Here is a 9,494-nt window from a genome sequence, read left to right on the forward strand (position 1 = left end):
TGCAGCGAATTGAGGGGGGCTGGCGCGACCGGCCGGACGAGCCCTGTTAATAGGCACAAGAAATCCCACCCTCAAGTGCCCCACGTCCAATTGTCGGTCAACAGTCCACGCAGAAGCCACAGTGAAACGTAAATGACCGCAACAACGCCAGCGAACGACAGGGCCTGGACACACCTGATTCGCCATTTCGCAACTGCGGGCATGGGGACAAGCTGAATCTCTCTCGCTAGCGCCTCCCGACTTCGAACGAGAAGAATCTCGGGCATAGGTGCATGAACTGCAACCGTTTCGAGAAAGAGCTCCTCTCCGGGCGACAGAGTGGTGAACCGCAGGCTATATCGATCGTGATCACCCTTGACTGGCTCGTATGGGCGTGCGGGCCACACATTCAGTGACTGAGGTTCCCAGTTAAGAACAATGACAACGTCGCTAAGCGGCTCTTTTCCATTGTTCCGAACAATGAATCCATGCGCTTTAAGGACAGGGCTCTGGACCGTGATATCGCCAGCCTCATTTCGAAATGGAGGCAAAAGATGGGTCAGGTTGTACCTGCTGGCGTACACCATGGACGCACGGCTCTTTGTCATCCACTTTCCGATCAGCCCTAAAAAGGCTACAGAGACTGACGCAATTTCCTTGCTGTAGTCCGAAAGTGACATGAGCCATCCCCTGCCGTGGTGGGTAAATAGTACCTAACCGTGGGCCACTGCGGTTATCCGCCGCTATAGCGGTTCTGTGCCGACTCGGGGAAAGTGCCGATAGCTCAGTCGCCGGCCGATATCACTGCGCCATGCTGCGGGCCGTCCGAATTTGCTGCCGGACAATCAGGGCGCAGCGAGTGCGGGCCGCTTCGTTTCGTTGAGCCCTGTAGGGTTATAGAGACCCCCGTAACGGGCAATGGCCCGGCACTCAGGCTGCGAAATATCGTAGGCGGCGCCCTGCTCTGTGAGGCACGTGCACCCTCCTTCGACGTAAGCACCCTGCCCGTCGATTCCTGGGCGCGACGACACGCACTACAACTGCGGATCTGCGGTGGTGGTGCGCTCATCAAAGATGGGTGCTGTCCACGGCATGGTGGCAACACGCGGCAGGTGCTGGCGGGCATAGTCGTTTTTATCTGCAAACCTGACTTCCTTGGAGTTGGGCGAGAGCAGGCAACCGCCAACCACTGCTGACGCAGCGGTCGTCGCTGCCTCGCTCTCTTCCTTTGCCTCACCGCCGAACAGGCGTTCGCCGTTCCACACCGCATAGCCCACCAGCACCGCAGCGATGGCGGCACGGATCAGGCCGCGTTTCGCCTTGGAGGACATCGTGTGCTTGACCGTGTGCACCTCGGCACTTTTGTACAGGTCGTAGCACTCGCGCGGGAACGCACAGCTTTCGTGATCCTCGGCCAGCAGCGCCTTCTCGTTGCGCACGTTGTCCATGACGCGGGACCGGCGATAGATGGTCGCCAGTTGCTTGCCGCCTTGGCGCACCTAATGCTCATGAAGGCCCACCAGCGCCCGGATACTGGGATGGATCAATGCCGGTGACTGAGTGAGCAGGGTGAGGCGTACACCGACGTGGCGAATGGTCTCCATGGCCTGTATGTAGGCGGGCGCGTTCCCAGCGGCTGCACGAAAGAACCGCTGGGCCTCATCAACGACCAAGATCGAGCCGGGGGCCAGCTTCTCCCATTCGGTTGGATCCTCCCATTGCTCAACGCCGGGAATCGATACGCCGTTGACGTTAAAAGCAAAGAAGCCACACTCAGTGGTTCCAGGTAATGGCCCAGCGCGCCCTTGCCGACAGCAGGCCGACTATTCCGCACGACCAAGTGATCACTGAAGTTCGAGCCGCAATCGCCGCTGCCGCGAAGCGGAAGATACTCACGTGAGCCTATGGCGCCTTGGGCGTGGCCTTCTTAGCTGGTTTTGAAGCCGTCTTAGGAGATTTTTGAGCTTGCTGACTCCGCCGAAGGGCTGCCTCGAATTCGGCGGGCAGACTTTGGAGCCTCGCAAGTTGCTCCTCGAGCGCGGCGCTCCTTCCGCGCTGGGGCGACCAATTCGTCAGCGGCCGTATGAACGTCGGATTCGGTGATGCCGCGAGCCATAGAGTTGCCTGAAGTGCTATCTCCGTGATGTTGAAAGCGTGATGCACGGCGTGTGATGCTCGCCCAAGCCGCAAGCCCCGCCCCTGCCCCGCCAGTTAAATGGCAGGTGCACCACTAATGTCAAGTTCACCAGCCGGCTCGATGCCGGCATCGGCCCTTATGACCTCAAAGTTACCAGGCCCCTTGTTTAAACGAATATTTGCGTACTGAGTTTCATGGTCAGTCTTCAGAAACTCTACCTGAAGTGCATATGACCCCGGGGACAATTCAATAGGAACGCCATCCGAGATGCTTGCGATCTCAACTCCTCCATTGGACGTGCTGAATGGAACCCGAAAAGCGCGGACGACGTCTACCCCCAGATCTGTAATCGGCTCGTCGACAAACATCTTCACCTCGCACTTCCCCTCGTCCAAAATCGTCATGAAGGAGACACTGGAACTCCTCCATGAAAATCCCTGCGAAATATTTCGATCACTCCAATCGTTAAATGGAGTTTCCATGCCTTTTGAGAATACACAGAGCTGTGAGTACGAAACATACAGCTCAAATTGAAAAATCGACATCAGTCAACCACCTTTATTCTGATCCTTTCGCCACCAGCAATTCCGCGACACGAACTTCCGATACGTGCTCCTGCGGAGAGATTGTCTCGCGTATTGAGACGTGCTCAGCCAAGCTCTCACGCTCAAATCTCGCCAATTCATCAGCGTCCTGGAGCCTGTCGTAGAGCGCCTGGCGTGAGGCCCCACTTGCTCAAGTCGCTGAATAACTGCAGTTCGTCGCGCTGCCTCCGACCTCGCATGGGCATCGCTCATCTCACCTGCAAGCGCCTTGGACCGGACAAGAAGCTTCTCTGGTTTGAGTGCAAGGCCCTCTCGCGCAACTCGGAGAACTAAACAAGGACGAAGCAGGCGTCGACGACTGGGGAACCTGGCGGCTGATCCAGCCCCGGTCATCGCTTCCGTGTACAAGCGTTAGTTCCGCGCATTCGTCGGTGATATCAATAGCTGGGACATCATCCAATCAGTAGCTCTCAAGCGGTCATCGTCGATGCCAAGCCTCTTCTGAAGTGACATCATCGCGCCGGCAGAAAAAGCCGTCGGTGTACCGGCCAGGACACCTTGTAGCCAGAACAATGGCGTGCAGCTGTCCGGCACAACTTTTCTCGATTCAAGAACCTCATTAAACACGAAGGATCGATCAACATCCGTACCTGCGGCAGCTTGCCTACTCCAAACCTCCCGGATAAGTGAAGCAAACACGCTAACCTTATCGCCCGCGATCATCGCCCGGTTCGCCTCGATGTCTTCCGTTAATCTGCCGCCGCTTCTAATCCATTCATCCACAATGTTTTGCCAGGAGGCGGCGCACATTCTGTTCTCTTCAAAATGAGCAGATAGTACGCCATGCGAATACTCTGCCGAACTTCCAATTCCTGCCGACGAACACCCGACGGCGAGGGATAGAATGACGGTAAATAAAGTCAACCTCACACTCGCCTCCCGAAAGGCAAATCCGTAGCCGAAAAATCCAACTGTGAATGCTTCGTCGATCGAGTATTCAGCCAATGGTGGCAAATATCAATATGCCGTGAATGGGTTGCGCATGGGCGGCGTCGGCGCAGATGTATGCCGTCATCCGGCGAGGCGACAGAGCTCGAACACAAAGTCAGGGAGCTTTTGATATGCCTGATGAGCACCCCGGTACATAGGGCCCGCTCATCTCGCGAGTGGATAGGGCTGGATACCTGCCGCCTGGGGTTTGGAGGTGGGCGATCCATTCGCATCCGACCGGAAGCGGACATCTACCCTGCCCCTGATAACGGCCCCTTATCACTGGAGTCAGGAACCTTGGGATTGGCGTAGCACACAGTGCTGGCTTTGCCTCTCGTATCGAACGGCTTGCATTCCAGTCCTGTGCCTGGCCATCCGTGGCCAGGCGCTTATCGCCCACCCTCTCTACATCCATGCTTCCACCTAGCGCGCTCCACCCGAGCTGAACATAAGGCGCTAGCGCGATGTCGAGTCGCGCGGCGCCAGTGCTGTACTCAGGCGGACGTCGCGGCCGCAATCTTGATCGACTTGACGTTGACAAACTCCTTCAAACCTTCCGGACCGTGCTCGCGACCATACCCGGACGCCTTCACGCCACCGAACGGAAGCGCCGGGGACGCGACGTCGAAGGTATTGATGAAGACCATCCCGGTGTCGAAGTACTTGCTCGCCAGTTCCCGGGCGCGCTGCACGTCTCGACTGAAAATGCCCCCGCCCAGGCCGTAGCGGCTGTCGTTGGCGATGCGCAACGCATCCTCATCGTCCTCGGCGCGAATGATGGCCGCGGCAGGACCGAACAGCTCATCCTCGTAGGCCACCTGCCCCGGTGCCACATCCGCCAACACCGTGGCCGGGTAGAACCAACCGACGCGGTCTGGAACCTCACCGCCTACCACCAGACGCGCGCCCTGCGCGACGCTCTTGGTCACCTGTTCGTGCAGCTTGTCGCGCTGCGCCTTGGATACCATGGGGCCGAGCTGGGTATCGTCGGCGTTCGGGTCGCCCATCCGGATCGCTTCGAACGCCTTCGCATATTCGCTGACGAAGGCCTCATAGTTCTTCTTCGTGACGATAAAGCGCTTGGCGTTGACGCAGGTCTGCCCGTTGTTGAACAGGCGGCCTTTGACGCAGGTCGCCACCGCCAGTTCCAGGTCGGCATCGTCCAGCACCAGATACGCGTCGTTGGAGCCCAGTTCAAGTACGGCCTTCTTGAGCGCCGCGCCGGCCTTGGCGGCCACGGTGCGTCCTGCCGCTTCGCTCCCGGTCAGGGTCACCGCGCGCACCAGATCGTTTTCCACGATGTCATTGGACTGGTCGTGGCTGATCAGCAGCACGCCGAAAAGCCCTTTGGGCAGCCCGGCACTTTCGTAGATGTCACGCAGCAGCAAGCCACTGCCGGTGCAGCTCTCCGCGTGTTTGAGCAGGACGCCATTGCCGGCCATCAGGCTGGCGATGGAATAGCGGACGGCCTGGTAGGCGGGGAAGTTCCACGGCTGAATGCCGTAAACCACACCGATCGGGGCGTGGGTAACAATGCCGGTGGCGCCCTCCACATCGCGCTCCTCATCGGCCAACACGACAGGCCCCTGCTTGGCGGTGTAATCGCAGATGCTGGCACACAGCTCGACCTCAGTTCGACTGTCCTCGATCAGCTTGCCGACCTCGTCGGTCATCAGCTGTGCGAACTCTTCCTTGCGCTCGCGAAGGGCCTTGGCGATGCCCGCGATGACCTTTGCTCGATCATCGAGGCTGCGCAGGCGCCATTGCATGAAGGCTTCATGACTTGCCTTGACGACCGCCGCAGCCTCGGCGTCGGACATATAGGAATAGGTGGCGAGCACTTCTTCGGTCAGCGGATTGATCGTGGTGAGATGCTTGGTGGACATGGAAAGGCACGCTTCACTTCAAGGGGAGGTGCTGACAGGGTCGCCGCCGTACAGTTCCTCCGCCGTGAATTCTCCAGTGGCGTGCATCACTGAAGTTTCACCGGACGTCATTGCCTTTGCCAATGCCACCGCCCCACTGCAGCTCGAACGTCAACTCCAGCCTCTGTCCAGGCTCCAGCCGGTTCGGCTGCAACGTAAAGCCATCCGGCGGCCCCGTCTGCGGTTCGACGCACGTTGCATGCGCCGCGCCGTCGTACACCACCCAATGGCCGGTGTCTGCGCGCATACGCAGCACCTGTTTCCCAAACACCATCGCCACCTCCTGCTGGTTGAGGAAGCAGTCATCCCAAGGTCCAGGCGCGGGGCTGACGCAAGGCAACATCGCAATGCCCTCCCCGTCCCGTGGATACATCGCCCTCGGCGCGAACACCACCTTGTCCGGCTTGCGAAACCAGGGATGCCAGCCAAGCACCGCCGGCATCGCCTTGGCGCCGGCTTGCACGGTCAGCCGCAGCTCCAGACGATCGGGAGCCACACGGATCATCTGCGTCGCACGGCCTCCAAACGGCCAATACGCATCCTCGGGAAGCGCCAGTGCAAGCGTCGCAGCATCCACCTCGAGACGCTCGATCTGCCACGGCCTTGAAAAGCCCACGCCATGGATCGCGTGCGCGCCGAAGTTCAGCGGCAGCTCAAACGCTGTGCCCTCAAAGACAAACCGCCCCTGCCGGATACGCCCCGCCCACGGCACCATGGGATAGCAGCCCCAGCCGATCGCCGCCGCCCCAACCTCGTGCTCGCCCACCAACCACTCCACGCCGTCGTAGCGCAGATGGGCAATGCGTCCGCCAGCGTCGGGGGCAAGCGCGACCTCCAACCTCCCCGCCCGCAACCAGTGCAGGCGCCCGGCAGGCAGCGGCGCCTGCGCATCATCCTCGGGTGCGGCAGGATCAAGCGCCATAGGGATCGATCGTCCGGATGCTGCCGTCCGCCTCCATGTGCAGCGGCGTGCACTTGACCGAGCGCAAGTGGGTCACGCCGCCGGACAGCAAGGCGTCGTGATAGAAGAGATACCACTGGCCTTCAAACGCACAAATGGAATGGTGCGTGGTCCAGCCCACGACCGGCGTGAGGATCACGCCGCGATAGGTGAACGGTCCATACGGACTGTCGCCGATGGCGTAGCACAACAGGTGCGTATCTCCCGTGGAGTACGACAGGTAGTACCGTCTCTGGTACTTGTGCAGCCACGGCCCTTCGAAGAACCGACGCGCGTGGTCATCGGCGCGCAGCGGCTGCCCGTGCTCGTCCAGGATGATGATCTCCCGCGTGGGCTCCGCCAGCCGGGTCATGCACGGGTCCAATCGGCCGACACGCGGGCCCAGCGCAGGTGCATCGCCGGCGGGCTCCTCGTGCGTCGCCTGAAAGCGGTTGTCCCGGTATTTCTGCAGCTGACCGCCCCAGATGCCGCCGAAGTAGAGGTAGTGGGTGCCGTCGTCGTCCTCGTACACGGCCGGATCGATCGAGTACGTGCCCTCCATCGGCTCCGGTTCGGCAGTGAACGGGCCCTCCGGACGATCCGCCACTGCTACGCCGATGCGGAACATGCCCTCCCCGTCCTTGGCCGGAAAATACAGGTAATAGCGGCCATCCCGACTGGCCGCATCCGGCGCCCACATCTGCTGCCTGGCCCAGGGCACGTCACGGACATGCAACGCCACGCCGCAGTCGATGACCTCGCTGCCGGGCGTATCCATCCGCAACACGTGGTAGTCCTCCATGCCGAAATGACCGCCTTCGTCGTCGAACGGCGCGCCACTGTCGATGTCGTGCGACGGATAGATATAGAGGCGCCCCTCGAACACGTGGGCCGAAGGGTCCGCGGTGTACAGGTGGGTCACCAGCGGCTGGGAAATGGCGTGTTCCGCGAGGTGGCCAAGGTTGTTTGCTTGACGACGCGATCGCAGGTCGCGTTCGATGCAGGTCTCCATGCGCTTGTCGATCTTGTAGAAGAAGAGCAGCGCAACGGCGACCAGGAACGGAAGGGAGCAGTAGACGCTCACGGTCAGGCGGATGCCATCCACCACCGCCTGGGGCTGCTGCTCCGCTCCGGCCTGATAGCCGTGGTGGGCAAGAATGCCGGCGACCAGCGCACCGCCGATGCTGAGCCCGATCTTCAGCCCGCACAGCATCGCCGAGAAGATGATCGCGGTGGCGCGGCGATGGTTCTTCCATTCGGAGTAGTCGGCCACGTCGGCGATCATCGCCCACAGCAAGGGGATGGTGATGCCGTAGCAGAAGCCGTGCAGCATGAACGCGCCGAAGGCCACGGCGACCGCCGTGGGCGGGAAGAGGTAGAACACCAGCAGGAACACGGTGGACACCAGCAGCGCACCGCCGAACACATCCCGCTTGCCGAAGCGGTCGGCCAGGCGGCGGGATGCTCCGATGCCCAGGATCATGCAGAGAATACCGCAGGCGTTGAACAGACTGAATGCCGAGGTGGCCGGGTCCTTCGGCCAGGTGAAACCGGTCAGGCCCCATCCGTTGAGCGTTGCGTTCAATCCACCGATGAATCCATTGAAGCCGGAGCGGTCAAGAAAGCCCGCCAATGCGGCCTCGCTCAGGTAGTACTGGAAGTAGTAGATGTAGGTGCCGCCCTTCAGGGCCAGGTTGATGAAGACCAGCACCGTCAGGGCCAGCATCACCTTCCACGGGCGGTTGTGCAGCAGGTCGGACAGATCCTGCAGCACCCTGCCGCTCTGTTCCTTGGCAGGGACGATGCGCTCGCGCGTGGTGGCGAAGGTGATCAGGAAGAACACCGTGCCCACCACCGCAAACACCGTCATCACACGCTCGAAGCCCTGCACGCGATCGCCGTCACCAAGGATCAGCACCAGCGGCAACAACAGTACCTGGATGATGAACTGCGCGATCATCACCGCCACGAAGCGGTAGGCCGACAGGCTGTTGCGCTGTGCCATGCTGCCGGTGAGCACCCCGCTGAGCGCGGAGTACGGCAGGTTGTTGGCCGCATACACCAGCATCAGCAGCCCATAGGTCACCAGGGCGTAGATGACCTTGCCGCGTGCGCCCAGATCCGGCGTACTGAAGGCAAGCAGCGCCAGCACGCCGAACGGGATCGCCGTCCACAGGATCCACGGGCGGAACTTTCCCCAGCGGGTGGCGGTGCGGTCGGCGGCGATGCCGATCAGCGGGGTGAACACGAACGCCCCCAGCAGGCCAATCACGAAAATGATCGTCGCTGCGGTGCCGGGCGGCAATCGGTACACATCGGTATAGAAGAAGGCCAAGTAGGTGATCAGCGTCTGGAAGATCAGGTTCGCCGCCAGATCGCCCAGGCTGTAGCCCAGCTTCTCCCGGATCGACAGCGCATACTCGGTGCCTTCCCTGCGGCGGGCATCAGTCACGGCGGGCCTCCACCGTGAAGTCGGCAGTGGCGCGGATATCGGCGCTGGAGCTCCCCACCCTTACCTCGTACGTCCCTGGCGGCACGGCGTAAGCGCCTCGCGCCTCGTCATAGTGCCGCAGGGCCTGCTGCGCCTCCAGGTCGAATGCCACGCTACGCCGCTCGCCCGCCGCCAGGTGAACGCGCTGGAAGCCGCGCAGCGCCTGCTGTGCGTCGCCCGGTTTCGCGTCACGCCGTCGCACATACAACTGCACCACTTCGTCACCTGCGCGCTTGCCGGTGTTGACCACGTCGACCTGAACCTTGAGGGTCGCGGTGTCGGCGATGCGGGCGGCGTCGAGCTTCAGCTTGCCGTAGTCGAAGCGGGTATACGACAGCCCGTGCCCGAACGGATACAGCGGTGTGCCGCGGAAGTAGCGGTAGGTGCGGCCTTCCATCGTGTAGTCGTCAAACGCCGGCATCGCCTGGTCCGCAGTGTAGAAGGTCACCGGCAGCCGCCCACCGGGGTTGACGTCGCCGAACAGCGC

General features: G+C 61.3%; 7 protein-coding genes and 2 pseudogenes. 1 reads left to right on the forward strand and 8 read right to left on the reverse strand.

Annotated elements, in window-relative coordinates; translation table 11 throughout:
• Positions 1–1,013: 1,013 nt before the first annotated feature.
• Positions 1,014–1,478, reverse strand: coding sequence for a hypothetical protein (locus RTO53_RS17930; RefSeq protein ID WP_312239071.1), 465 nt, complete (start codon positions 1,476–1,478; stop codon positions 1,014–1,016).
• A 275-nt stretch (positions 1,479–1,753) separates the two neighbouring features.
• On the opposite strand from RTO53_RS17930, the pseudogene RTO53_RS19980 reads away from it, so the two are divergent.
• Positions 1,754–1,879 (forward strand): annotated as a pseudogene (locus RTO53_RS19980) (antitoxin); the annotation flags it as partial.
• A 311-nt stretch (positions 1,880–2,190) separates the two neighbouring features.
• On the opposite strand, the gene comJ reads toward RTO53_RS19980, so the two are convergent.
• The 7 genes and pseudogenes from comJ to RTO53_RS17965 all read right to left on the reverse strand — a co-directional run.
• A complete protein-coding gene (gene comJ, locus RTO53_RS17935) occupies positions 2,191–2,661 on the reverse strand; it encodes a competence protein ComJ (protein ID WP_312239072.1) in 471 nt (156 codons plus the stop codon).
• A 411-nt stretch (positions 2,662–3,072) separates the two neighbouring features.
• Positions 3,073–3,666 carry a hypothetical protein gene (locus RTO53_RS17940; protein WP_312239073.1) on the reverse strand — a complete coding sequence of 198 codons (594 nt, stop codon included), beginning with the start codon at positions 3,664–3,666 and terminating at the stop codon, positions 3,073–3,075.
• Positions 3,667–4,145: 479 nt separating this feature from the next.
• Entirely contained in the window at positions 4,146–5,537 is a 1,392-nt protein-coding gene (locus RTO53_RS17945; protein ID WP_312239074.1) for an NAD-dependent succinate-semialdehyde dehydrogenase, read from the reverse strand.
• A 97-nt stretch (positions 5,538–5,634) separates the two neighbouring features.
• Entirely contained in the window at positions 5,635–6,498 is an 864-nt protein-coding gene (locus RTO53_RS17950; RefSeq protein WP_312239075.1) for an aldose epimerase, read from the reverse strand.
• Entirely contained in the window at positions 6,488–7,504 is a 1,017-nt protein-coding gene (locus RTO53_RS17955) for a glycoside hydrolase family 43 protein (protein WP_312239077.1), read from the reverse strand. Before RTO53_RS17955 ends, RTO53_RS17950 begins: the two co-directional genes overlap by 11 nt.
• A pseudogene (locus RTO53_RS17960) lies at positions 7,484–8,968 on the reverse strand (MFS transporter); the annotation flags it as partial. The pseudogene RTO53_RS17960 and the gene RTO53_RS17955, both read right to left, overlap by 21 nt.
• Positions 8,961–9,494: fibronectin type III-like domain-contianing protein (locus RTO53_RS17965; RefSeq protein WP_312239076.1), on the reverse strand; the 534-nt coding region annotated here is incomplete at its 5' end. The gene RTO53_RS17965 and the pseudogene RTO53_RS17960, both read right to left, overlap by 8 nt.

Origin of the sequence: Stenotrophomonas sp., assembly GCF_031995405.1 — a bacterium.
Taxonomy (GTDB): Bacteria; Pseudomonadota; Gammaproteobacteria; order Xanthomonadales; family Xanthomonadaceae; genus Stenotrophomonas.

Coding starts and splice junctions, on each gene's coding strand:
- RTO53_RS17945 (WP_312239074.1), bottom strand. CDS start 5,537: ATGTCCACCAAGCATCTCACCACGATCAATCCGCTGACCGAAGAAGTG.
- RTO53_RS17950 (WP_312239075.1), bottom strand. CDS start 6,498: ATGGCGCTTGATCCTGCCGCACCCGAGGATGATGCGCAGGCGCCGCTG.
- comJ (WP_312239072.1), bottom strand. CDS start 2,661: ATGTCGATTTTTCAATTTGAGCTGTATGTTTCGTACTCACAGCTCTGT.